This window comes from Actinomycetospora chiangmaiensis DSM 45062 (genome assembly GCF_000379625.1).
Taxonomy (GTDB): domain Bacteria; phylum Actinomycetota; class Actinomycetes; order Mycobacteriales; family Pseudonocardiaceae; genus Actinomycetospora; species Actinomycetospora chiangmaiensis.
The window spans coordinates 202,891-226,134 of record NZ_KB903246.1; the positions used below are offsets into that span (position 1 = coordinate 202,891).

21 protein-coding genes are annotated in these 23,244 nt (G+C 74.2%); 10 read left to right on the forward strand and 11 right to left on the reverse strand.

The annotated features are described in order from the left end of the window. Positions 1–4 precede the first annotated feature (4 nt). Genes A3CO_RS0126520 through A3CO_RS0126540 form a run of 5 tightly spaced genes read left to right on the forward strand, consistent with a single transcriptional unit; the run spans position 5 to position 5,851 of the window. Positions 5–1,414, forward strand: coding sequence for a class II fumarate hydratase (locus A3CO_RS0126520; RefSeq protein WP_018335294.1), 1,410 nt, complete (start codon positions 5–7; stop codon positions 1,412–1,414). Between the two features lie 2 nt (positions 1,415–1,416). After that, on the forward strand, positions 1,417–2,916 hold the full coding sequence (locus tag A3CO_RS0126525; RefSeq protein WP_018335295.1) for an ATP-dependent DNA ligase: 1,500 nt from the start codon (positions 1,417–1,419) through the stop codon (positions 2,914–2,916). 29 nt (positions 2,917–2,945) lie between these two features. Continuing rightward, positions 2,946–4,112, forward strand: coding sequence for a glycosyltransferase (locus A3CO_RS0126530; RefSeq protein ID WP_018335296.1), 1,167 nt, complete (start codon positions 2,946–2,948; stop codon positions 4,110–4,112). Positions 4,113–4,159: 47 nt separating this feature from the next. Next, positions 4,160–4,381 carry a hypothetical protein gene (locus A3CO_RS0126535; protein ID WP_157647858.1) on the forward strand — a complete coding sequence of 74 codons (222 nt, stop codon included), beginning with the start codon at positions 4,160–4,162 and terminating at the stop codon, positions 4,379–4,381. 30 nt (positions 4,382–4,411) lie between these two features. Next, the gene (locus A3CO_RS0126540) at positions 4,412–5,851 is read left to right on the forward strand and encodes a GuaB1 family IMP dehydrogenase-related protein (RefSeq protein ID WP_018335298.1); all 1,440 of its coding nucleotides are present in this window, start codon (positions 4,412–4,414) and stop codon (positions 5,849–5,851) included. A 148-nt stretch (positions 5,852–5,999) separates the two neighbouring features. Here A3CO_RS0126540 and phoH2 read toward each other — a convergent pair whose 3' ends face one another. Next, positions 6,000–7,331 carry an RNA 5'-3' helicase PhoH2 gene (gene phoH2 / locus A3CO_RS0126545; RefSeq protein ID WP_018335299.1) on the reverse strand — a complete coding sequence of 444 codons (1,332 nt, stop codon included), beginning with the start codon at positions 7,329–7,331 and terminating at the stop codon, positions 6,000–6,002. A 352-nt stretch (positions 7,332–7,683) separates the two neighbouring features. Then, the gene (locus A3CO_RS34475; protein WP_018335300.1) at positions 7,684–8,967 is read right to left on the reverse strand and encodes a hypothetical protein; all 1,284 of its coding nucleotides are present in this window, start codon (positions 8,965–8,967) and stop codon (positions 7,684–7,686) included. Between the two features lie 342 nt (positions 8,968–9,309). On the opposite strand from A3CO_RS34475, the gene A3CO_RS0126555 reads away from it, so the two are divergent. Continuing rightward, a complete protein-coding gene (locus tag A3CO_RS0126555) occupies positions 9,310–9,819 on the forward strand; it encodes a hypothetical protein (RefSeq protein WP_026205041.1) in 510 nt (169 codons plus the stop codon). 139 nt (positions 9,820–9,958) lie between these two features. Here the strand turns inward: A3CO_RS0126555 and A3CO_RS0126560 are convergent, their stop codons facing one another. After that, positions 9,959–10,738, reverse strand: a complete 780-nt coding sequence (locus A3CO_RS0126560; protein WP_018335301.1) for an isoprenyl transferase — start codon at positions 10,736–10,738, stop codon at positions 9,959–9,961. 105 nt (positions 10,739–10,843) lie between these two features. Here A3CO_RS0126560 and trhA point away from each other — a divergent pair, with 105 nt between their 5' ends. Beyond that, complete coding sequence (gene trhA, locus A3CO_RS0126565; RefSeq protein WP_018335302.1) at positions 10,844–11,515, forward strand: PAQR family membrane homeostasis protein TrhA; 672 nt, start codon at positions 10,844–10,846, stop codon at positions 11,513–11,515. Here trhA and A3CO_RS0126570 read toward each other — a convergent pair. The 4 genes from A3CO_RS0126570 to mca form a co-directional block, all read right to left on the reverse strand. Then, entirely contained in the window at positions 11,506–12,159 is a 654-nt protein-coding gene (locus A3CO_RS0126570) for a hypothetical protein (RefSeq protein ID WP_245561607.1), read from the reverse strand. The two genes, trhA and A3CO_RS0126570, sit on opposite strands and share 10 nt — an antisense overlap. Positions 12,160–12,322: 163 nt before the next feature. Next, positions 12,323–14,332 carry a thioredoxin domain-containing protein gene (locus tag A3CO_RS0126575; RefSeq protein ID WP_018335304.1) on the reverse strand — a complete coding sequence of 670 codons (2,010 nt, stop codon included), beginning with the start codon at positions 14,330–14,332 and terminating at the stop codon, positions 12,323–12,325. A gap of 45 nt (positions 14,333–14,377) precedes the next feature. Then, positions 14,378–14,692 carry a hypothetical protein gene (locus A3CO_RS0126580; RefSeq protein ID WP_018335305.1) on the reverse strand — a complete coding sequence of 105 codons (315 nt, stop codon included), beginning with the start codon at positions 14,690–14,692 and terminating at the stop codon, positions 14,378–14,380. Further along, on the reverse strand, positions 14,692–15,603 hold the full coding sequence (mca, locus tag A3CO_RS0126585) for a mycothiol conjugate amidase Mca (protein WP_425393427.1): 912 nt from the start codon (positions 15,601–15,603) through the stop codon (positions 14,692–14,694). The genes A3CO_RS0126580 and mca overlap by 1 nt, the downstream gene beginning before the upstream one ends. 299 nt (positions 15,604–15,902) lie before the next feature. Between mca and greA the strand changes: the two genes are divergently transcribed. Then, a complete protein-coding gene (gene greA / locus A3CO_RS0126590) occupies positions 15,903–16,397 on the forward strand; it encodes a transcription elongation factor GreA (RefSeq protein WP_018335307.1) in 495 nt (164 codons plus the stop codon). 6 nt (positions 16,398–16,403) lie between these two features. Here the strand turns inward: greA and A3CO_RS0126595 are convergent, their stop codons facing one another. Then, positions 16,404–17,624 carry a threonine ammonia-lyase gene (locus tag A3CO_RS0126595; RefSeq protein ID WP_018335308.1) on the reverse strand — a complete coding sequence of 407 codons (1,221 nt, stop codon included), beginning with the start codon at positions 17,622–17,624 and terminating at the stop codon, positions 16,404–16,406. Positions 17,625–17,932: 308 nt separating this feature from the next. Here A3CO_RS0126595 and A3CO_RS0126600 point away from each other — a divergent pair, with 308 nt between their 5' ends. Next, entirely contained in the window at positions 17,933–18,175 is a 243-nt protein-coding gene (locus tag A3CO_RS0126600) for a hypothetical protein (RefSeq protein WP_018335309.1), read from the forward strand. A gap of 97 nt (positions 18,176–18,272) precedes the next feature. Here the strand turns inward: A3CO_RS0126600 and A3CO_RS0126605 are convergent, their stop codons facing one another. Both A3CO_RS0126605 and A3CO_RS0126610 read right to left on the reverse strand, forming a co-directional pair. Continuing rightward, complete coding sequence (locus A3CO_RS0126605; RefSeq protein ID WP_018335310.1) at positions 18,273–19,424, reverse strand: cystathionine gamma-synthase; 1,152 nt, start codon at positions 19,422–19,424, stop codon at positions 18,273–18,275. Between the two features lie 112 nt (positions 19,425–19,536). After that, entirely contained in the window at positions 19,537–20,913 is a 1,377-nt protein-coding gene (locus A3CO_RS0126610; RefSeq protein ID WP_018335311.1) for a cystathionine beta-synthase, read from the reverse strand. A gap of 128 nt (positions 20,914–21,041) precedes the next feature. Here A3CO_RS0126610 and A3CO_RS0126615 point away from each other — a divergent pair, with 128 nt between their 5' ends. Further along, positions 21,042–22,280, forward strand: a complete 1,239-nt coding sequence (locus A3CO_RS0126615; RefSeq protein ID WP_018335312.1) for an acetyl-CoA C-acetyltransferase — start codon at positions 21,042–21,044, stop codon at positions 22,278–22,280. Between the two features lie 69 nt (positions 22,281–22,349). Here A3CO_RS0126615 and A3CO_RS0126620 read toward each other — a convergent pair whose 3' ends face one another. Beyond that, positions 22,350–23,153: a Bax inhibitor-1/YccA family protein gene (locus tag A3CO_RS0126620; RefSeq protein WP_018335313.1), complete on the reverse strand. Its 804-nt coding sequence runs from the start codon at positions 23,151–23,153 to the stop codon at positions 22,350–22,352. Between the last annotated feature and the right edge of the window lie 91 nt (positions 23,154–23,244).

Below are 23,244 nucleotides of genomic sequence, written 5' to 3' on the forward strand. Positions count from 1 at the left end.
AGCCATGAGCAGCAACGGCGCACAGGAGTACCGGACCGAGCACGACACGATGGGCGAGGTCCAGGTCCCCGCCCAGGCGCTCTACGCGGCCCAGACCCAGCGCGCGGTGGAGAACTTCCCGATCTCCGGCCGCCCGATCGAGCCGGCCCAGATCCGCGCGCTCGGTCTGGTCAAGGGTGCGTGCGCCCGCGTGAACAAGGACCTGGGTGTGCTCGACGCCGGGATCGCCGACGCCGTCGCGGCGGCCGCCGACGAGGTCGCCTCCGGCGCGCACGACGGCGAGTTCCCGATCGACGTGTTCCAGACCGGCTCGGGCACCAGCTCGAACATGAACGCGAACGAGGTCATCGCGACCCTCGCCTCGCGCGCGTCGGGCTCGAAGGTCCACCCGAACGACCACGTCAACGCCTCGCAGAGCTCCAACGACGTCTTCCCGACGACGATCCACCTCGCGGCCACCGAGGCCGTCGTCCGCGACACCATCCCCGGACTCGACCACCTGGCCTCGGTGCTCAACCGCAAGGCGCAGGACTGGAAGCACGTCGTGAAGTCCGGCCGGACGCACCTCATGGACGCCGTCCCGATCACGCTCGGCCAGGAGGCCGGCGGCTGGGCCACCCAGTGCACCCACGGCGCCGAGCGGCTCCGCGCGACCCTCCCCCGCCTCGGCGAGCTGCCGATCGGCGGCACGGCGGTCGGCACCGGGATCAACACCCCGGAGGGCTTCGGCGGCAAGGTCGTCGAGGAGCTGCGCCAGGCCACCGGCATCCCCGAGCTCACCGAGGCCCGCGACCACATCGAGGCCCAGGGCGCCCGCGACGGCCTCGTCGAGGTGTCCGGCGCGCTGCGCACCGTCGCCGTCAGCCTCTACAAGATCGCCAACGACATCCGCTGGATGTCCTCGGGCCCCTCGACCGGGCTCGCCGAGATCCGCATCCCCGACCTGCAGCCGGGCAGCTCGATCATGCCGGGCAAGGTCAACCCGGTGATCTGCGAGGCCACGATGATGGTCTGCGCCCAGGTCATCGGCAACGACGCCACCGTCGGCTTCTCCGGCACCCAGGGCAACCTCGAACTCAACGTCATGATGCCGGTCATGGCGCGCAACATCCTCGAGTCGGCCCGCCTGCTCGCCAACGCCGCGCGCCTGCTCGCCGACCGCGTCCTCGAGGGCACCGAGGCCGACGAGGAGGCCTGCCGCCGCTACGCCGAGTCGTCCTCGGCGATCGTCACCCCGCTCAACCGCCTCATCGGCTACGAGGAGGCCGCGAAGATCGCGAAGAAGGCGATGAAGGAGCGGAAGACGATCCGCGAGGTCATCGAGGCCGACGGCTACGTCCGCGACGGCAAGCTCACCCAGGAGCAGCTCGACACCGCGCTCGACGTGTTGGCCATGACGCGGGTGGATTCCTGAGCATGTTGTTCTCCCGGGTCGTCGCGACCTCCGGCGAGGTCGGGGCGACCCGGTCGCGCAAGGCCAAGACCGCCGCGCTCGCGGCGGTCCTGGCCGACGCGGCGCCCGACGAGGTCGCGCCCGTCACGGCGTGGCTCGCGGGGTTCATGCTCCAGGGCCGGACCGGGATCGGGTGGCGCACGCTGTCCGGCCTCGACGTCTCTCCCGCAAGCGAGCCGTCGCTGGAGGTTCCCGACGTCGAGGCGTCCCTGGACCGGCTCGCGGCGCTCGCCGGGTCCGGCAGCGGGGTGGGCGCCCGGCGCACCGCGGAGCTCGAGGCGCTGCTCGGCGCCGCCACCGCCGACGAGGGCCGGTTCCTGGTCCGGCTGCTGGGCGGCGAACTCCGGCAGGGTGCGCTCGAGGGCCTGATGGTCGAAGCCGTGGCGGCGGCCGCTGACGTCCCGGCCGAGGTGGTGCGCCGGGCGTTCATGCTCTCCGGGCAGCTGCCGGAGACCGCGCGCACGGCGCTGACCACGGACGACCCGGTGGCCGCCCTGCAAGCGGTCGGGCTCGAGGTGATGCGCCCGGTCCGTCCGATGCTGGCCTCCCCCGGCGACTCGCTGGCGGACACGCTCGCCGACCTGGGCACCGAGATCGTCGTCGAGCACAAGCTCGACGGCGCCCGCATCCAGGTCCACCGGTCCGGCGACGACGTGCGGGTCTGGTCGCGCACGCTGCACGAGATCACCGACGCGGTGCCCGAGATCGTCGCGCTCACCCGCACGCTGCCGGTGGACACGGTGGTGCTGGACGGGGAGACGCTGGCCGTCGCGGAGGACGGGCGGCCGCGCGCGTTCCAGGAGTCGATGAAGGGGCTCGGCAACGGGGCCATGCAGCCGTGGTTCTTCGACTGCCTGCACCGCGACGGCCGGGACCTGGTCGACGAACCCCTGGAGACCCGTCGTCGGGAACTCGCGGAGATCGTCGGGGACCGGGTGATCCCGTCGGTCGTCCGGCCGACGCCCGAGCGGGCGGCGCAGGCGATCGACGAGGCGCTCGCCGCGGGCCAGGAGGGTTCGATGGTGAAAGCGCTCGACTCGACCTACACCGCGGGGCGCCGCGGGAAGGCCTGGCAGAAGATCAAGCCGTCGCACACGTTCGACCTCGTGGTCCTGGCGTGCGAGTGGGGTTCCGGACGACGGCGGGGCTGGCTGTCGAACATCCATCTCGGCGCCCGCACCGACGACGGGTTCGTGATGGTCGGGAAGACCTTCAAGGGCATGACCGACGAGACGCTGCGCTGGCAGACCGAGACGTTCCCGCAGTACGAGACCTCGCGGGACGCGTACACCGTGTACCTGCGGCCGGAGATCGTCGTGGAGATCGAGCTCGACGGGGTGCAGACCTCGACGCGCTACCCGGGCGGTGTCGCCCTGCGCTTCGCGCGGGTGGTCCGCTACCGCGACGACAAGCCGCTCGCCGAGACCGACACCCTCGACACTCTCCGGGCGCTGCGGCGCTGACCGGCCCGACGACGGGGCACCCCCGGCGCGTGCGCCTCCTCGCGACCGTCACCGGGTCCCCGTCCCACGCCCGGGCCGTCCTGCCGTTCGTGCGGGCCGTCGGCGCCGCCGGGCACGACGTGGTGGTGGCCTGCCCGCCGGACCTGGCGTCGGCGTTCGACGGGTCGCCGGTGCGGGTCGCGCCGGTGCTGGTGCCGCTCGCCGAGGCCGCGGCCCGCTTCATCCCGCGCATCCGCGCCCTGGGGCCGGACGCCGAACCCGGGGCCGTCGTCGCGCGGGTGTTCGCCGGCGAGCACCTCGTCGAGGAGGTCCGGGCGTTGCGGGAGCTCGGTCCGGTCGACCTCGTGCTGCGCGACGGCGGGGAGCTCGCCGGGATGCTCCACGCCGAGGAGCTCCGGGTACCGCACCTGCCCGCGCCGTCCGGGGCCGCCCACGTGCTCGACCCGCTGCACGTCGGCCCGCTGCTCACCGCGTGCCGCACCGAGCTCGGGCTGCCGGCACCCCGCGACCCGCACGCGCTGGCGCCGTACGGCCGGCTGGACTGCATGCCCGCCGCGTTCTCGTTCGCCCCGCCGTGGCTGCCGGACGCGTTCGCCTTCCGCCAGGACGACGAGGTCGACCGCGGCGGGCGGCTGCCGGAGTGGGTCGCGACGCTCCCGGCCGGGCGGCGGCTCGTGCTGGCCTCGCTCGGCACCGCGCTGCCGATGATGCAGGGCGCGGACCGGCGGGCGGCCCCGGGCGCGCCGCCGGCGGACCCCGCCGCGGGGCTGCGGGCGCTCGTGTCCGCGGTGAACGGGGTCGACGCCGAGGTCGTGGTCGCCACGGGCGGGCTCGAGTGCGACGTCGCGCCCGCACCGCACGTCCACCTCGAGCGGTGGGTGCCGCAGCCGCTGCTGCTGCAGGTCGCCGACGCGATGGTCACCCACGGCGGCTACAACACGGTGCGCGAGGCCGTCCGCCACGGCGTCCCGCTGGTCGCGTTCCCGCAGTTCGGCGACCAGTTCGCGAGCGCGGGCCGGATCGCGGCACTCGGCCTCGGCCGGCAGGTGGACGGCGCCACGCTCGCGGCCGGCCTCAGCGCGGTGCTCGACGACGCGACGGCGCGCGACCGGGTCCGCGCCGCGCAGCGGGCCATGCTCGCGCTGCCGCCGGTGACGGCCGCCGTCGACCTGCTCGTCTCGCTCGTCGGGACGTGACGGTCGCGACCTGGGAGCACCGGCCCCGACGGAGCACACTCGAGGACATGGAGCTCCGCCTGACCACGCACGGGCCCACCTCCGTCGTCGCGATCTCCCTGGCCCGCGACGCCGATGGCATGCCGGACGAGGTGCGCGTCGTCGAGCCCGACGTCGCCGCCGAGGTGGAGGCGCTGCTCGAGGCGCACCGCGGCGAGCGGGTGGTCGGCGTCGACCTCGACACGCTCGTGGACGAGGCCGAGGCCCGGGTCGACGAAGCTCGTCGCTGACGGCCCACCGGGCCGGTAACCTGTGCGCACGTGCGGTTCCTCGACGGGCACATCCCTGCCCATGACCTGACCTACGACGACGTCTTCCTCGTCCCCGAGCGCTCCGACGTCACCTCCCGGTTCGACGTCGACCTCGCGGTCGCCGACCACTCGGGCGCGACGATCCCGGTGATCGCGGCGAACATGACGGCGGTGTCCGGACGCCGGATGGCCGAGACGCTCGCGCGGCGCGGCGGCATGGCCGTCATCCCGCAGGACGTCGACCCGGCCGCGGTCGCCGACACGGTCGCCGGGGTGAAGTCGCGGCACACGGTGTGGGACACCCCCGTCGTCCTGGCCCCCGGGGAGGCCGTCGCCGACGCGCTGAACCTGGTGAGCAAGCGGGCCCACGGCGCGGTCGTGGTCGCCGACGAGGGCGGGCGGCCGCTCGGCGTCGTCCGTGAGGCCGACTGCACCGGGGTCGACCGCTTCACCCGGCTCGCCGACGTGCTGGTGCCGGCGGTGACGGTGCCGGTCGGCACCGAGCCGCGGCAGGTCTTCGACGCGCTGTCCGCCCCGGGGGCGGGCGACCTCGCGCTCGGGGTGGACGCCGACGGGCGCCTCGCCGGCGTGCTCACCCGCACCGGCGCGCTGCGCGCGGAGGTCTACGCGCCCGCGGTGGACGCCGACGGGCGGCTGCGGGTGGCGGCGGCCCTGGGCGTGAACGGCGACGTTGCAACCCGCACCAAGGAACTCGTGGCCGCCGGGGTCGACGTGCTCGTGGTCGACACCGCGCACGGCCACCAGGAGAAGACGATCGCCGCGCTGCGCATCGTCCGCGAGGCGGCGCCCGACGCCGTGGTGGTAGCGGGCAATGTCGTGACCGCGGCCGGCACGGTGGACCTCATCGAGGCGGGCGCGGACGTCGTGAAGGTCGGGGTGGGGCCCGGCGCGATGTGCACCACCCGCATGGCCACCGGCGTCGGCCGACCGCAGTTCTCCGCCGTGGCCGAGTGCGCCGCGGCCGCCCGCGCACGCGGGAAGCACATCTGGGCCGACGGCGGGGTGCGGCACCCGCGCGACGTCGCGCTGGCCCTCGCGGCCGGCGCGTCCGCCGTCATGGTCGGCTCGTGGTTCGCCGGCACCTACGAGTCCCCCGGCGACCTGCAGCGCGACGAGCACGGCGCGCCGTACAAGGAGTCGTTCGGCATGGCCTCGAAGCGGGCCGTCACCGCCCGGACCCGCACCGACTCGGCGTTCGACCGGGCTCGCAAGGGACTGTTCGAGGAGGGCATCTCCTCCTCGCGGATGCGGCTCGACCCGGCGCGGCCCGGCGTCGAGGACCTGCTCGACTCCATCTGCGCCGGCGTCCGCTCGGCGTGCACGTACACGGGCGCTGCGTCCCTCGAGGAGTTCCACGCCCGCGCCGTGCTGGGGATCCAGTCGGCGTCCGGGTTCGCGGAGGGTAGGCCGCTCCCGACGGGGTGGTGAGTCCCCGCCGAGGTGCACACCAGGCAGTGCCCGGCGCCCGCCGGCCTGCCTGACGTCACCTGCGCGAACGGCCCCGTGGTGAGCGACGGGCCCCCCCGGTCGATCTGTTCGACCGAAGGGGCCCTTCGCTCAGGACGGCCACGGGTGATCAGCCCCCGTGCGCCTCGCCCTCCAGCATCTCCGTGACGAGCGCGGCGATCGGCGAGCGCTCGGAGCGGGTGAGCGTGACGTGGGCGAACAACGGGTGGCCCTTGAGCTTCTCGATCACCGCGGCGATGCCGTCGTGGCGGCCGACGCGCAGGTTGTCGCGCTGGGCGACGTCGTGGGTGAGCACGACCCGCGAGTTGGTGCCGAGCCGGGAGAGCACGGTGAGCAGGACGTTGCGCTCCAGCGACTGGGCCTCGTCGACGATGACGAACGCGTCGTGCAGCGAGCGCCCGCGGATGTGGGTCAGCGGGAGCACCTCGAGCATGCCGCGCTCGATGACCTCCTCGACGACGTTGGTCGAGACCAGCGCACCGAGGGTGTCGAAGACGGCCTGCGCCCAGGGCGCCATCTTCTCGTTCTCACCGCCGGGCAGGTAGCCGAGGTCCTGCCCGCCGACGGCGTAGACCGGGCGGAACACGACGATCTTGCGGTGCTGCTGGCGCTCGAGAACGGCCTCGAGGCCGGCGCAGAGCGCGACCGCGGACTTGCCGGTGCCGGCGCGGCCCCCGAGGGAGACGATCCCGATGTCGGGGTCGGTCAGCAGGTCGATCGCGATGCGCTGCTCGGCGGAGCGGCCGTGCAGCCCGAAGACGTCACGGTCGCCGCGCACGAGGCGGACCTGCTTGTCCGGCGTCACGCGCCCGAGGGCGGAGGAACCGCCGGCGAGCAGGCGCAGCCCGGTGTGGCAGGGCAGCTCGCGGGCCGCCTCGACCTCGGTGAGCCCGTCGGCGAAGAGGTCGGCGATCTCCCCGGGCTCGGCCGCGACCTCGGCCATGCCGGTCCAGCCCGACGTCACGACGTCCTGGGCGTGGTACTCGTCGGCCGGCAGCCCGACCGCCGCGGCCTTGACGCGCAGCGGCATGTCCTTGGTGACGAGCGTGACCCGCGAACCCTCGGCCGCGAGGTTCGCGGCGCACGCCAGGATGCGCGCGTCGTTCTCACCGGTGCGGAAGCCCGCCGGAAGGACCGACGGGTCGGTGTGGTTCAGCTCGATGCGCAGCGACCCGCCCTCGGGCGTGATCGGGATCGGCTGGTCCAGGCGGCCGTGGGTGATGCGGAGGTCGTCGAGGAGGCGCAGGGCCTCCCGGGCGAACCAGCCGAGCTCCGGGTGGTGGCGCTTGCCCTCGAGCTCGGTGATCACGACGAGCGGGACGACGACCTCGTGCTCGGCGAAGCGGGTGGGGGCCCACGGGTCGCTGAGCAGGACCGAGGTGTCCAGGACGTACGTGATCGGGGTGACCGACGGGGGCTGTGCGACGTGCTCTGCGCTCACGGCTACTCCCTCGTGGCGGTCGCGACACCCACGACCACGTCCTCGCTGGGACGAGAAGACCTACGTCGTGATCCGGTGCCGTCGGGGCGGTCCCCCGCCGGGGGACCTCCCTCTCCGGCGCCGCGCGCGAGGACCGGGTGCCGGCCCTCCCGCCGTGTCGGCCGGGTCGGGCACCGCACGTGCCGTCGGGGTCCACGCCCCGACGGTGCCGCGGCACCGTGTCCCGAACCGACCCGTCACGTTCTCCGGCCTCCCCGGACGGTCCGCATCCGCTACGGCGCCGTCGAGGCGGACGGTACAGCCGGTGACCGGTCGTTGTCGCGCGCCGAGCGTGACAATTTCGGGTCGCAGGTCACACGCTGGGCGACATCGGCGTGTCGTCGACGTGTCGGGGGTACCGCTCGCCGCGAGCCGCGGTGTCGATCTCGCGGCGCAGCATCGCAGGGGTCCAGGACTCGTCGAGCAGGCGCGCGAAGCGCTGTCCCGGGGTCGTCCCGGGCGGGCGGGCCGCGAGCCAGGGGCGCACGAGCCGGGCGCCCTCGACGTAGGTCGAGGTGTGGATCCGCCAGCGCGGGTGCACGAGGAACTCGAGCATCCGGCCGGCGCGGTCGTCGTCGACGAGCAGCCACCGCCGCAGGTGCGCCCGGGCCCGGTCCTCCCGGTCGGGGGCCGACGAGCCGTGCAGGAGCAGCGCCGCGTCCTGCCGCACGCTCGCCAACGGTTCGCTCGCGGTCTCGACGGCCTCGCCCAGCGCGGCGCGCTCGGGCCGCGGGGCCCCGGGGACGCCCGCCAGGCGTTCGGCGGCCCACGGTCCCCAGCCCGGCCCGACGACGGCCTCGAGTCCGAGCTCGGCCGCGCCCTCCGCCACGAGGCTCTGCGGCGTCCGGGCGAGCAGGAGGGTGCGCTCGGGCCGGGGCGTGCCCTCGGTCCGGGCCGCCTCCAAGTGGTGACCGGGGTAGGCCTCGTGCGCGGCGAGCAGCGGCAGGTGGCTCCACCGGTGCCCCGCGTCGACGGCGACCTGCATCGTCGAGCGCCGCGGCCCGGTCCGTCGGGTGAAGCCCGCCCAGGGGGCGCCCGTCACCACCTCGAGGTCGACCCGCTCCCCCGCCGGCAGCCCGACGGCGGCCGCGGTCGCCTCCCGCAGCCCCGCCAGCACGGCGGCGGTCGCCTCGCGCAGGACCTCCGGCGGCACCCGGTCCGCGTCACGGAACGCGGCCATGGCAGCGGGCAGGCGGCGCAGCGGGACCCCGAGGAGGGCGGCGAGGGCGTCGTGCGCGGCGCGGTAGCGGTCCTCGTCGCCCGCGGCGATCGCGACGCCGAGGCAGCTGCGGACCTCGGCGGTGAACTCCGCGGTGGCCCCGGCGGCGCGGGAGGCGACGACCTCGCACGCCGCGAGCTGGGCGTCGAGGTACTCCGCCCGCCGCCCGGGGTGGCCGGCGAGCCGGTGGCGCAGCGCGACCGCCTCGCGGCGCAGGTCCTCCGGAATGGGCGACGGCCCGGCCGTCGCACGCTCCGCCGCCGCGGCGTCACCGAGGTGGGCGTCGACGAGGCCGGGCACCACGCGTCCGAGGCGCAGCCCGAGCCGCACGTAGTCCCACGCGACCCCGTCGAGGCCCTCGCCGTCCGTTCCGTCCACCGTCGGGGAACGTTACCCGTCGTGGGCGGATCGGGCCTCGGAGCGGACACCGCGTCGCTGAATACGACGGACGGGTGTCGAGGTGGATCACGCAGCGCCAGCTGAATGCGCTCACCGGGCAGTGCGCTGCGTGCGATTCCACCCACGTCTCACCCGGAGAATGCACTCAAGTCGCCCTACGAAGTAGGTGCCACTCGATCGGGGATCTGCCGATACCCACGGCCGGGGTCGCCCGTTAGGTTTCACGTCATCAGCCGCACCGTCCGTGGGGCTGGAACACACGAAAGCGGTCACCCGGTCCCTGATCGGGGAATCGCGCTCTGACGAGGGGAAATTCTCGGAATGCTGCTCAAGAAGGCGGGAATGGTCGTCCTCGGTGCTGCGGCGGGCGTGGCGGCGCTCTCCGGGACCGCGTTCGCCGGCGACTGGCCGGGCGACTCGGGCGGTCAGTCCCAGAGCTGGGGCCACGACCACGACGGCGACCACGGTCGGGACCACGGCCACGGCCACTCGCACGGCGGCAACGGCAACGCCTCGGCCAGCAACGGCGACTGCGCGAACTTCGGCGACCAGCTCGTCGGCCTGAACTGCATCAACGTGCAGGCCCCGATCAACCAGCTCGGCGTCCTGAGCTCGTACGACAACAGCAGCGACCACGGGCACGGCCGCAACGGCAACGCCCGCACCGGTGACGCCCGCGACGGGCGCGACGGCGGCGGCAACGGCAACGCCTCGGCCCGCAACGGCGACTCCTACAACTTCGGCAACCAGCTCATCGGCGCCAACGGCCTCAACGTGCAGGCCCCGATCAACCAGCTCGGCCTCCTCAGCGCGTACAACAACGCCGGCTGATCGACGGTCCGCGACGGCGGGTGCGCACTGTGGGAGCGGACCCGCACCCGCCGTCGGGACCGGAGGAATGAGAAGACGCACCGGCGTATCCGTGCCCATCGGGGGATGGCACGGGTACGCCGGTTCGTCGTGTCCGCGATCAGCCGCCGAAACGGCGGTTGCGTTCCGAGTAGTCCCGCAGCGCCCGCAGGAAATCGATACGCCGGAACTGCGGCCAGAAGGCCTCGGTGAAATAGAACTCCGAATAGACCGACTGCCACATCAGGAATCCGGAGAGGCGCTGCTCACCCGAGGTACGGATCACCAGGTCCGGGTCGGGCTGGCCCGAGGTGTAGAGGTTCTCCGCGATGTGGTCGACGTCGAGGACCTCCGCGAGCTCCTCGATCGACGTCCCCGCCTCGGCGTGGCGCAGCAGCAGCTTGCGCACCGCGTCGGCGATCTCCTGCCGCCCGCCGTAGCCGACCGCGGCGTTGACCTGCATCCCGCCGCGTCCCTCGGTGGAGTCCGCCGCGGCGGTGAGCCGCGCGGCGGTCGCGGGCGGCACCAGGTCCAGCGCGCCGACGACGCGCAGCCGCCAGTCGCGGTCCGGCGTCGCGAGGCCCTCGACGGCGGTGGCGATGATCTCCAGGAGCGCCTCGAGCTCCTCCGGCGGCCGCCCCACGTTGTCGGTGGAGAGCATGAAGAGCGTGACGACCTCGACCCCGGCCTCGTCGGCCCAGTCGAGCATGTCGACGATCTTGCGGGCCCCGACCCGGTGCCCGTCGCTCGGATCGGTGAGGCCGACCTCCTTCGCCCACCGCCGGTTGCCGTCGAGGATCACCCCGACGTGACGGGGCGGGTGGCTCGCCGCGACCTTGCGACGCAGCCGTCGCTCGTAGAGCGAGACCGCCAGCTCACGGACCCCTGCGCGGACGCTCACGGGCGACCAGGCTACGCCGCCGCCCCCGCGGACCGACCCCCTCGTCACCCGCCCGACCCCAGGAGTTCTCCGGTTCCACGGGCTGCTGTCGTACTCTTCCGAGGCGTGACCATCGTCGACACCGCTCCGACGACACCCGGCAAGCCCCGGCTGCGGGGGTGGCTGCACCTCTGGTCCTTCGCCGTGGGCATCGCCGCCGGCGCGACCCTCATCGCGCTCGCCGGGGCGACCGTCTCCGGCGGGGCCGCCGCCGCGGTCGCCGTCTACTCGGCGACCGTCCTCGGCGTCTTCGGCATCAGCGCGCTCTACCACCGGCGGTCGTGGGTCTCACCCCGCGCCCTCACGACGATGAAGCGCCTCGACCACGCGATGATCTTCGTCTTCATCGCCGGGACCTACACGCCGTTCGCCGTGCTGGCCCTGCCCGAGACCACCGGGCTGGTGGTGCTCGCCGTGGTGTGGACCGGCGCGGTGGCGGGCGCGGCCCTGAAGCTGCTGCGCCCGCACACCCCGCGCTGGGTCGGCGTCCCGATCTACCTCGCCCTGGGGTGGGTCGCGGTGTTCGTGCTGCCCGACCTGCTCGCGCGCGGGGGTGTGGCGGCGTTCGTGCTGCTCGTGGTGGGTGGCGCGTTCTACACGCTCGGTGCGCTGTGCTTCGCCTTCCGGCGCCCGGCCGGCTGGCCCGCCACCTTCGGCTACCACGAGTTCTTCCACGCGGCGACGGTCATCGCCGCGATCTGTCACCACATCGCGATCTGGCTCGTGCTCTACGCCTGATCGTCGGTCGGCTCCTCGCCCGGCCCCTCGTCGGGGGTTCCCGACGGCGGGTCCAGGCGCGGCCCACGGGTGCGGAGCTCGTCGACCGTGCTCATCGCCTCGCGCAGCTCGGCGAGCCACGGTTCGGTGTGCTCGCCGACCAGGGCCACCGCCCACGCCAGCGCCTCCGAGCGGGACCGGGCCACCCCGGCGTCGACCAGCGTGTCCAGCACCCGGCGCTCGGGCTGGCGCAGCCGCGTCATCACCGGCACCGACAGCGTGGTGAACAGCTCCTCGACCCCGCCGTCGCCGTCCGCGATGCGCGCACCCCAGGCGACCTTGCGCCCGTAGCGGTGCTCGGCCTGCCGGGCGATCTCCATCCGGTCCTCGCGGGTCTCCTCGCGGAACCGGCTGATCCGGCCCACCGCGCTCGCGGCCCGCGCCGCGGCGTCACCCTCGACCTCCGGGGCGGCCAGCTGACCCACGATGAGGATCTCCTCGCGGTCCACCGTCACCTCGGGGGCGCCCAGGAACCAGCCCTCCGGCAGGCGCCCGGCCAGCCACGCCTCGAGGTCGTCGGTCGCGGGCAGATCGCCCGCCGGGCGTCCGCCCCGGCTCACCCGGCCGCCGCCGCTCGGACGGCCCCGGTGTCCTCGTCCCACCATCATCATCGACTCCTTCGTCCTGCACTGCCGATGCTGTGATTACAGCATTACGAGCATGCAGCGGTCGAGTCGGTTCGCGGTGGGCGGACACCGTCCCCCCGCGCCAGGGAAGCGTCGTTGCTGTCACCGGGCGACAGCAACGACGCTTCGCTGCCATCGGGAGTCAGCCCGTGTGCAGGGCCCCCGCGAGCTCGTCGGGCGTGGTCACGGGCCGTTCGCAGACGAAGCCGCGGCAGACGTAGGCGGCGGGCCGGCCGTCGACGAGGGGGCGTTCGGCCAGGAGCGGCACGCCCGGCGCGTCGGGTTCGCCGCCGACGACGACGGTGCCGCCCGGGGCGTGCCGACGGGCGGCACTCACCAGCGCCTCCCGGTCGGCCGCGCTCGGCCCCACCACCGCGACCTGCAGGGGCCCCGTCAGCGCCGCCTCCGCGGCCGCGGCCCAGCCGCCCGCGAACCGGGCGTGGCGGGCGAGGAGGGTGCCCGCCGTCGTCAGGGCGGCGTCGGCGGCCTCCCGGTACCGGGCGGAGCGTTCGGGCCCGACCAGCACCGAGGCGGTCAGGAGCGCCGACGTGAGCACCGACGACCCGCACGGGGTCGCGCCGTCCGTGATCTCCCGGGGACGGGTGACCAGCGCCTCGGCGTCGTCCGCGGTGTCCCAGAACAGGCCGGGGTCGGCGTCGGCGAAGTGGGTGAGCGCCAGGTCGAGCAGCCGGCACGCCTCGTCGAGCCACCGGGCCTCGCCGGTCGCCTGGTGGAGCGCGAGCAGACCCTCGGCGAGGGCGGCGTGGTCCTCCAGGACGCCCGGGGCGTCCCCCACCACGCCGTCGCGCGACGTCCGCCGCAGCCGCCCGTCGACGAGGTGGACCTTGAGCAGCATCCCGCCGGCGCGCCGGGCCGCCGCGAGCAGGTCGGGACGCCCGAGGGCGGTGGCCGCCTCCACGAGGCCGGTGATCGCGAGCCCGTTCCACGCGACGACGACCTTGTCGTCCCGCGCGGGCTGCGGCCGCGTCGCCCGGGCCGCCAGCAGGGCCTTGCGCGCGGCCTGCCACCGGGCGGGGTCCACCGGGTCGACCGGCATCTGGAGGGTCGAGCGGCCCTCCTCGAAGGTGCCCTCGGCGGTGACGCCGAGCAGGTCCGCCGCCCACGCGCCCTCCTCGGGACCGAGGACCTCCACCAGCTCGGCGGGCGACCAGACGTAGGTCGAGCCCTCCACCCCGGCCGCGTCGGCGTCGAGGGCCGCGGCGAAGGCCCCCTCGGGCGTCCGGAGGTCGCGGAGCAGGAAGGCGGCGGTCAGCTCGGTGACGTGCCGGGCCAGGCTGCCGCCGAGCCGGGCCTCGTGCGCGTAGCTGCGCAGCAGGAGGGCGTTGTCGTAGAGCATCTTCTCGAAGTGGGGCACGACCCACCGGGCGTCGACCGAGTACCGGGCGAACCCGCCGGCGAGCTGGTCGAGCAGGCCGCCGCGGGCCATGCGTTCGTGCGTCGCCGTGACCATCCGCCAGGCCGCCGCGCTGCGCGTGCGCTCGTGGTGGCGCAGCAGGAACTCGCACACCGACGACGGCGGGAACTTCGGAGCGCCGCCGAAGCCGCCGTGGTTCGCGTCGAACCCGGACTCCAGCGAGGCGACGGCCCCCGCCAGCACCTCGGCGTCGACGGGCGCCGCGGGCAGTGACCGGGCCACCCCCGCCAGCCGCTCGGCGATGCCCGACGCCGCCTCGCGCACCGTGTCGTTGTCGGTCTCCCACGCCTTCGCCACGGCCGCGACGAGCTGCGTGAACGACGGCATGCCGCCCCGCGGCTCGGGCGGGTAGTAGGTGCCGCAGTGGAACGGCTCGCCCGTCGGCGTCAGGAAGCACGTCATCGGCCAGCCACCCTGGCCGGTCATGGCCTGGGTGGCCTCCATGTAGACCGCGTCGACGTCCGGGCGCTCCTCGCGGTCCACCTTGATCGCCACGAACCGCTCGTTGACGAACGCCGCGACCTCCGGGTCGGAGAACGACTCGTGCGCCATGACGTGGCACCAGTGGCACGCCGAGTAGCCGACCGACAGCAGCACCGGCACCCCGCGCTCACGGGCCTCCGCGAAGGCGCCCGGTTCCCACGGCCGCCAGTCGATCGGGTTGTCGGCGTGCTGGCGCAGGTAGGGGCTGGTCGAGTCGGCGAGCCGGTTGGCCATGCCGTCGATGGTCGCACGGCGTCACCGGACCGTTCCGCCGTCGGGTCAGCCGTCGGGGGTCGTCCGGCCTCTCCGTGACGGGGAGTCGACGGGTCCCGACGACGGGTCGGGCGTCCCGTCCTCGTCCGGGGCCGGTTCGCCGCCCTCCCCCGGCTGGTCGAACGACTCCGGCTGGTCGAACGACTCCGGGACGTTGCGCAGCCGCTTGGTCATCGAGCGGATGAGCAGGAACGTGGCGATGCCGAGCAGCAGGATGACCACGAGGGCGATCGGCGAGGTCTTGCCGAACTCCTCCCCGCGGTCGGAGCCCGGGGCGGGCGGCTGGGCCTGCGCCAGGAGGATGACGAGCGAGGCGGGCATCACGACGTCAGCACCTGCTCGCGCACGCCCGAGAACAGGTCGCCGTCCTCGGAGGACTCGGTGTCCGCCGGGTCACCGACGAGGGAGCGGGCCAGCTCGTAGTCCTCGGTGGGCCAGACCCGCTGCTGCAGCTCCATCGGCGTCTGGAACCAGCGCCCGTTGGGGTCGATCTGCGTGGCGTGGGCGAGCAACGCCCGGTCCCGCACCGGGAAGTACTCGGCGCAGCGCACGCGCGTGGTGACGCGGGCGCCGGGGTCGGGACGCGAGGACGTGTCCCAGTTCTCCAGCCACTCCGCGTACGGCGACTCCTCGCCCGTGGCGAGCATCGCCTCGTGGAAGGCGACGATGCGCGCCCGGGAGAACCCGTGCGAGTAGTAGAGCTTGAGCGGCTGCCACGGCTCGCCGGCCCCGGGGAACCGGTCCGGGTCGCCGCACGCCTCCCAGGCGGCCATGGACACCTCGTGGCAGCGGATGTGGTCCGGGTGGGGGTAGCCGCCGTTCTCGTCGTAGGTCACCACCACGTGCGGCCGGAACTCCCGCATCACCCGGACGAGGGCCTCGGTGGGCACCTCGATCGGCTCGAGCGCGAAGCAGCCCGGGGGCAGCGGTGGCTTCGGGTCGCCCTCGGGCAGCCCCGAGTCGACGAACCCCAGCCAGCGGTGCTGCACGCCGAGGATCTCCGCGGCGCGCGCCATCTCCTCGCGGCGCACCCCCACCATGTCGGCGAGCACCTCGGGGCGGTCCATGGCCGGGTTGAGGATGCTCCCGGCCTCCCCTCCCGTGCACGTGACGACCATGACCTCGACGCCCTCGGCGACGTAGCGCGCACAGGTCGCCGCCCCCTTGCTCGACTCGTCGTCGGGGTGCGCGTGCACCGACATCAGTCGCAGCTGATCTCCCACGTACACCATCATCCCCCGACCCCCCGACAGCCCGTCGCGCCCACCGGGTCACCGCACCCCGTCACGCCGATCGTCGCAGGTAGGCAGGGTCGTGTGACTTTCTCGGGAGATCCGGGAACCTCTCGGCGGGGAAGTTCGTACCGGCTCTCCGGGGCCTTGACCGTGTTAGTGTCCACCGACACGGCCCGCATGCCGCGGGTCGTGTTTTTCCGTCTGTGGCCGCCTCCGTCCGGGCACCCCGCCCGGCCGCGGCGCGTGCAGGCCGCCGCCCCGCGCCCGCGGGACCGGACCCCGAGGAGTTGATCGCCGTGACCGAGACGCAGACCCAGGTGACCTGGCTGACCCAGGACGCCCACGACCGCCTCAAGGCCGAGCTCGACGACCTGGTGGCCCAGCGTCCGGCGATCGCACAGAAGATCAACGCCGCCCGCGAGGAGGGCGACCTCAAGGAGAACGGCGGTTACCACGCCGCCCGCGAGGAGCAGGGCGTCATGGAGGCCCGCATCCGCCACCTCCAGGAGCTGCTGCACACCGCGAAGGTCGGCGAGACGCCCACCGAGTCGGGGACCGCCGTCCCGGGCACGGTGCTCACCGTGCGCTTCGAGGGCGACGACGACACCGAGACCTTCCTGCTCGGCTCCCGCGAGGAGGGGTCGGCCGGCTCGATCGAGGTCTACTCCCCCAACTCGCCGCTCGGCTCCGCCCTCATCGGCGCCAAGGCCGGGGACACCGTGAGCTACGACCTCCCCGACGGCGGGTCCATGGAGGTCACGCTGGTCTCGGCGGAGCCGTACTCGCCCTGATCGGCCTCAGACGGCTCCCTCCGCGACCACGTGCCCGGCGTCGCGGAGCGCCGTGAGGATCGCGTCCTGGTGCTCGGGGCCACGGGCCTCCAGCGTCAGCGCCACCTCGACCGTGCCCAGCGCGAGCGGGCCCAGGTCGGCCGACGCCCCGAGCCGCCGGTGCTCGACGTCGACCACGTTGCCGCCGAGCCGCCCGACCAGGGCGAGCAGGTCCGCGAGGTAGCCCGCGCGGTCGGGCATGCGTACGCGCAGGCCTGCGTAGCGCCCGGCCGCCACCATGCCCCGCCGGACGATCTCGGCGAGCATCAGCGGGTCGACGTTGCCCCCGGAGACCAGCCCGACGACGGGCGCCTCCCACCGCCCGGGGTACTCGGCGATCGCCGCCACGGCCGCGGCGCCGGCGGGCTCGACGAGGAGCTTGCTGCGCTCCAGGGACTGCAGCACGGCGCGGCTGAGGGCCTCCTCGGAGACCGTGACGATCTCGTCGACCTGCGCGGTCACCTGGGCGAACGTCAGCTCGCCCGGGCGGGGCACGGCGATGCCGTCGGCGATGGTGGCGCCGGTGACCGTCGTCGGGACGCCCGCCGCCAGCGAGACCGGCCACGCCGCGAGGCCCTCGGCCTGCGCCCCCACGACCCGGATCCCCGTGCCGTGCAGGGCCGCCGCGATCCCGGCGACGAGCCCACCGCCGCCGGTGCACACCACCACCGTCCGCGCGTCGGGGACCTGCTCGGCGATCTCGAGCCCGACGGTGCCCTGCCCGGCGATGATGTCGGGGTGGTCGAAGGGGTGGATCAGCACCGCACCCGTCCGGTCCGCGAACTCCTGCGCCGCGACGAGCGTGGCGTCGAACGTGTCGACGAGCTCCACCCGGGCGCCGTAGCCGCGGGTCGCCGCGAGCTTCGGCAGCGGCGCACCGGCGGGCATGAACACGGTGGCCTCGGCCCCCAGCAGGCCGGCGGCGAGGGCGACGCCCTGCGCGTGGTTGCCGGCGCTGGCCGCCACCACGCCGCGGGCGCGCTCGGCGTCGGACAGCCGCTGGATGCGGCGGTACGCACCCCGGATCTTGAAGCTCCCGGTGCGCTGCAGGTTCTCGCACTTGAGCAGCACCGGTCCGCCGGCCGGGGCCGACAGCACCCGGGACGGCTCGACGGGCGTGCGCCGCACGACGCCGTGCTGGTCCGCGCGGGCGGCCTCGACGTCGGCGCGGGTGACGAGGGTCGGCACGTCGTGCATGGTGCCCCAGCCCGCCCCGGTTGCCGCGTGAGGGGAACCCTCGGGCCGCACGAGCGCGCGAGGGTTCCCCTCACGCGGGACGTGAGGGCCGATCGGGCGGGAGTTCCCGGCACCACGGTGACGTCGCCGACCGGTTCCGAGCCGCGACGGGCGGGCAACCGGATGCCGTACGGACCGTCCCACGGTCCGGTCGCCGCGTGGGCGTCGACGCCGACCGGACGGCCCGAACCGAACGGGTCCGCGCACCGGACGTCCTCGGTAGCCTGTGGTGAGAGCGTGAGATTCCAGGGGAGGATCGGATGGAGACGCGTCGACGTGCCACCCGGGCCGGGATGGTCGCGCCGCTCGTCGTCGCCGCCGCGCTGGCCGGGGCGGCCGTGTTCACCGTCGAGCAGGCCGGGTGCGACGACCCGGGCACGCTCGTGAGCACGCAGCACGGCGCCGTCTACGTCGGTGGCTGCAGCGTGCCGGGGCTGGTGACGCCGGGCCACACCGCCCCGCACGGCTCCGCGGACGACCAGGCGGACGCCCGCCGGGGCTGACCCGCCCCGGCGTCGCGAACCAGCGGCCCCGAGAGAGAGCCAGCGGCCCGGAGGGAGTCAGAGCCGGCCGAGGGCGGTCAGAGCCGGCCGAGGGCGGTCAGAGCCGGCCGAGGGCGGTCAGCAGGTCGTCGACGAGGTCGTCGGCGTCCTCGATGCCGACCGACAGGCGCACCAGGTCCGACGGCACCTCCAGCGGGGAGCCCGCCGTCGACGCGTGGGTCATGGCGCCCGGGTGCTCGATCAGCGACTCCACACCGCCGAGCGACTCGGCGAGGGTGAACACGGTCGTGGCCGCGCAGAGCGCCCGCGCCGCCTGCTCCCCGCCGGCGAGCCGGATCGACACCATCCCGCCGAAGCGCCGCATCTGCTTGGCGGCCACCTCGTGGTTCGGGTGGGTGGCGAGCCCCGGGTAGAGCACGGTCGAGACCGCGTCGTGGGCGGCGAGGGCCTCGACGACGCGCTCGGCGTTGTCGCAGTGCCGGTCCATCCGCACGGCCAGGGTCTTGATGCCGCGGGTGGTGAGGAAGCAGTCGAACGGCCCGGGCACGGCGCCCATCCCGTTCTGCAGCCGGCCCAGGTCGGCGGCCAGCGCCTCGTCGGAGGTGATCACCGCGCCGCCGACCACGTCGGAGTGTCCGCCGAGGTACTTCGTCGTGGAGTGCAGCACCACGTGGGCCCCGAGTCCGAGGGGCTGCTGCAGGTAGGGCGAGGCGAAGGTGTTGTCGACGACGAGCTTCACGCCCACCTCGTCGGCGATCCCCGCCAGTGCCGGGATGTCGGCGATCGAGAGCAGCGGGTTGGTGGGCGTCTCGCACCACAGCAGCTTCGTCTCGGGCAGCACCGCCGCGCGGACGGCCGCGAGGTCGGACAGGTCGACCGCCGAGAACCGCACGCCCCAGTCGGCGAGCACGGTGGAGACGAGCCGGAACGTCCCGCCGTAGGCGTCGATCGGGATGATCACGTGGTCGCCCGGGCGCAGCGCCGCGCGGAACAGCGTGTCCTCCGCCGCCATGCCCGACGCGAACGCCCGACAGAACCGCCCGCCCTCGAGCGCGGCGAGCTGGGTCTCCAGCGCGGCGCGGGTGGGGTTGCCGGTGCGGGCGTACTCGTAGCCCGAGCGCAGCCCGCCGACCCCGTCCTGGGCGAACGTCGACGTCGCGTGGACGGGGACGACGACCGAGCCGGTGGTCGGGTCCGGCTCCTGGCCGGCGTGGATGGCGCGGGTGGCGAAACCGTGGTCCTGACTCACCGGGCCAGTCTGCCCGGATTCCCGACGACGGGTCGGGCCGGGTCGGCCGTCAGCCGTGTGCCACCGCTGACACCGGCCGTCAGCCGTGTGCCACCGCTGACGACCCCGGGCCCTACCGCCCGGCCAGGAAGGCGAGGACGTCGGCCCGCGAGACGATGCCCGCGGGGCGTCCGTCCGAGATGACCAGCAGGCCGTCGCCGCCCTGCAGCTTCTCCATGGCCTCGGAGAGCGGCTCGGCGATGCCGACCGTGGGCAGCGCGGGCGCCAGGTGGTCGGCGACCTTGTCGGTGAGCGCCGCCTTGCCGGTGAACAGCTTGTCGAGCAGGTCCCGCTCGGTCACCGCGCCGCGGACCTCGGCCATCATCACCGGCGGCTCGGCCTGCACGATCGGCATCTGGGAGACGCTGAACTCCCGCATGATCGAGACGATGTCGGAGACCGTCTCGTTCGGGTGCCCGTGCACGAGGTCGGGGATCGATCCGTCCTTGAGGCGCAGCACGTCGCCGACGGTGTACTCCGCGGTGTCGGCCGAGAGGAACCCGTAGGACTGCATCCACTGGTCGTTGAAGACCGTGGAGAGGTACCCGCGCCCGCCGTCGGGCAGGAGCACGACGACGACGTCGTCGGGCCCGAGCTCCGCGGCGAGCCGCGCCGCGGCGACCGTCGCCATCCCGCAGGAGCCGCCGACGAGCAGCGCCTCCTCCCGGCCCAGCCGCCGCGTCATGTGGAAGGAGTCGGCGTCGGAGACGGCGAGGATGCGGTCGGCGATCTCGCGGTCGTACGTCGTCGGCCAGAAGTCCTCGCCGACGCCCTCCACGAGGTAGGGCCGCCCGTCGCCGCCGGAGTAGACCGAGCCCTGCGGGTCCGCGCCGATGATCTGCACCCGGCCGCCCGACACCTCCTTCAGGTACTTCCCGGTGCCGGAGATCGTGCCGCCGGTGCCGACGCCCGCGACGAAGTGCGTGATGCGCCCGTCGGTCTGCTCCCAGATCTCGGGACCCGTCGACTCCACGTGCGACGCCGGATTGGCCGGGTTCGCGTACTGGTTCGGCTTCCAGCCGCCCTCGGTCTCGCGGGCGAGGCGGTCGGAGACCGAGTAGTACGACTCGGGGTGGTCGGGCTCGACCGCCGCCGGGCAGACGACCACCTCGGCGCCGTAGGCGCGCAACGCGTCCCGCTTGGCCGGCGAGACCTTGTCCGGGCACACGAAGATGCAGTGGTAGCCGCGCTGCTGGGCGACGATCGCGAGCCCGATGCCGGTGTTGCCCGAGGTCGGCTCGACGATCGTGCCGCCGGGCTTCAGCTCCCCCGACGCCTCGGCGGCGTCGATCATCTTCTCGGCGATGCGGTCCTTCACGCTGCCGCCGGGGTTGAAGTACTCGACCTTCGCCAGCACCAGAGGCGCGTCCGGCCCGGTCGGCACGACCTTGTTGAGCTTCACCAGCGGGGTGTGTCCGACGAGGTCGGCGACGTGCTCGGCGTACTGCATGGCACCATCCTGCCGAAGACCGTCGGCCACGACGTGGCTGTGCGGCGAATCACCGCCGACCGGGGCCGGTCCGTGGGGTGCACCTCCGCGGCGCTCCGTCGCCCGGCGTCGCGCCTAAGGTGCAGGTCATGGCCACTCCCGACGCCGTGATCGTGTCCGCCGCCCGTTCCCCCATCGGCCGGGCCCGCAAGGGGACGCTCGCCGGCATGCGCCCCGACGACCTCGCCGCGCAGATGGTGCGCGCCGCCCTCGACCAGGTGCCCTCGCTGCCGCCCGCCGAGGTCGAGGACCTCATGCTCGGCTGTGGTCTGCCCGGGGGCGAGCAGGGCTACAACATGGGCCGCATCGTGGCCGTGCAGCTCGGGCTCGACACCGTCCCCGGCACCACCATCACCCGTTACTGCTCCTCGTCGCTGCAGACGATCCGCATGGCCGCGCACGCGATCCGCGCGGGCGAGGGCGACGTCTTCGTGGCGGCCGGGGTGGAGACCGTCTCCCGCTTCGAGAAGGGCTCCTCGGACGGGCTGCCGAACACGCAGAACCCGCTGTTCGACGAGGCGCAGGCCCGGACCGCCGAGACCGCCGCCGCCGGTGCGTCGGAGTGGCACGACCCGCGCGCCGACGGCCTGCTCCCCGACGCCTACGTCGCGATGGGGCAGACCGCGGAGAACGTCGCGCTGCTGGAGGACGTCTCCCGCGAGGAGATGGACCGGTTCGCGGTGCGCTCGCAGAACCTCGCGGAGCGCTCGAACGCCGACGGCTTCTGGGCCCGCGAGATCACGCCCGTGACGCTGCCCGACGGCTCGGTGGTCTCGGCCGACGACTCCCCGCGGGCGGGCACCACCTACGAGGCGGTCGCCGGACTCAAGCCGGTGTTCCGCCCCGACGGGCGCATCACCGCGGGCAACGCGTGCCCGCTCAACGACGGCGCCGCGGCCGTGGTGGTCATGTCCTCGACCCGCGCCGCCGACCTCGGCATCACCCCGCTCGCCCGGATCGTCTCCACGGGCGTGACGGGGCTCTCGCCCGAGATCATGGGCCTCGGGCCGGTCGGGGCCTCGCAGCAGGCGTTGCGCCGCGCCGGGCTGTCGATCGACGACGTCGACCTCGTCGAGATCAACGAGGCCTTCGCCGCCCAGGTCCTGCCCTCGGCCCGCGGCCTCGGGCTCACCGACGAGACGATCGAGTCGAAGCTCAACGTCCACGGCGGCTCGATCGCGGTCGGCCACCCGTTCGGCATGACCGGGGCGCGCATCGCCACCACGCTGCTGAACGGCCTGCGCGCGAAGGACGCGACGATCGGGCTCGAGACGATGTGCGTCGGCGGTGGCCAGGGCATGGCGATGGTGCTCGAGCGCCTGTCCTGACGGCGGGTCCCACGACGACGACGGCCCGCCCCGGGAGTCCCCGGGGCGGGCCGTCGTCGGTCGGGGCGACTAGTCGCCGCGGAAGTAGCTCAGCAGCCGCAGGATCTCGATGTAGAGCCAGACCAGCGTCGTCATGAAGCCGAAGGCGAGGTACCAGGCGAACTTCGCCGGCACGCCCGCCTTGACCGCCTGGTCGGCCTGGTCGAAGTCGAGCAGCAGCATGAACGCGCCGACCGCGATGCAGACCAGCGAGAAGATGATCGCGAGCGGGCCGCCGTCGCGCAGGCCGATGCCGCCGGCGCTGAAGAACGACACCACCAGGTTGACCAGCATGAGCACCACGACGCCGATGACGGCGCCGACGACCATCTTGGTCAGGCGCGGCGTCACGCGGATCGCGCCGGTCTTGTAGACGACGAGCATGCCGACGAAGACGCCGACCACGCCGACGACGGCCTGGAAGCCGATGCCCGCGTACCGGTTGCTCGAGGCCTCGAGGAATCCGGTGATCGTGCCCAGGGCCAGACCCTGCGACACCGAGTAGGTCAGCACGAGCGCCGGGTTGGAGCTCTGCTTGAAGATGATGATCAGCGAGACGACGAGGCCGACGACGAAGCCCAGGATGCCCAGGATCGGGCTGAGCAGGATCGCGGCCGCGATGCCCACACCGATGGTGATGACGGCGTTGAGCGCGGTCTTCTGGACGACGTCGTCGACGGTCAGGGGCCGGTCGCCCGCGCCCGCCGTGGACATGGGGCCGCCCGGGCCTCCCCCGAAGGCACCGCCCAGGCCCGCCGGCGCGTCCCCGAACCGCGCGTACCCACCGGGTGACGTCGGCAGGTTGCGGAACGCCGGGTTGCTGCTGGTGCGCACTCGTCCTCCTCACGTGCACAAAGCGGCCGGTCGACCGCTCTCACTGGTCCCAACGCGCGACCCGGGGCCCGGGTTCCCGCACGGGTAAAAG

Excerpts from the sequence above, each read along its gene's own strand:
- A3CO_RS0126520 (WP_018335294.1), top strand. The coding sequence starts at position 5 with ATGAGCAGCAACGGCGCACAGGAGTACCGGACCGAGCACGACACGATG.
- A3CO_RS0126525 (WP_018335295.1), top strand. The coding sequence starts at position 1,417 with ATGTTGTTCTCCCGGGTCGTCGCGACCTCCGGCGAGGTCGGGGCGACC.
- A3CO_RS0126535 (WP_157647858.1), top strand. The coding sequence starts at position 4,160 with ATGGAGCTCCGCCTGACCACGCACGGGCCCACCTCCGTCGTCGCGATC.
- A3CO_RS0126555 (WP_026205041.1), top strand. The coding sequence starts at position 9,310 with ATGCTGCTCAAGAAGGCGGGAATGGTCGTCCTCGGTGCTGCGGCGGGC.
- A3CO_RS0126570 (WP_245561607.1), bottom strand. The coding sequence starts at position 12,159 with ATGGTGGGACGAGGACACCGGGGCCGTCCGAGCGGCGGCGGCCGGGTG.
- A3CO_RS0126575 (WP_018335304.1), bottom strand. The coding sequence starts at position 14,332 with ATGGCCAACCGGCTCGCCGACTCGACCAGCCCCTACCTGCGCCAGCAC.
- A3CO_RS0126580 (WP_018335305.1), bottom strand. The coding sequence starts at position 14,692 with ATGCCCGCCTCGCTCGTCATCCTCCTGGCGCAGGCCCAGCCGCCCGCC.
- mca (WP_425393427.1), bottom strand. The coding sequence starts at position 15,603 with ATGGTGTACGTGGGAGATCAGCTGCGACTGATGTCGGTGCACGCGCAC.
- A3CO_RS0126600 (WP_018335309.1), top strand. The coding sequence starts at position 17,933 with ATGGAGACGCGTCGACGTGCCACCCGGGCCGGGATGGTCGCGCCGCTC.
- A3CO_RS0126610 (WP_018335311.1), bottom strand. The coding sequence starts at position 20,913 with ATGCAGTACGCCGAGCACGTCGCCGACCTCGTCGGACACACCCCGCTG.
- A3CO_RS0126615 (WP_018335312.1), top strand. The coding sequence starts at position 21,042 with ATGGCCACTCCCGACGCCGTGATCGTGTCCGCCGCCCGTTCCCCCATC.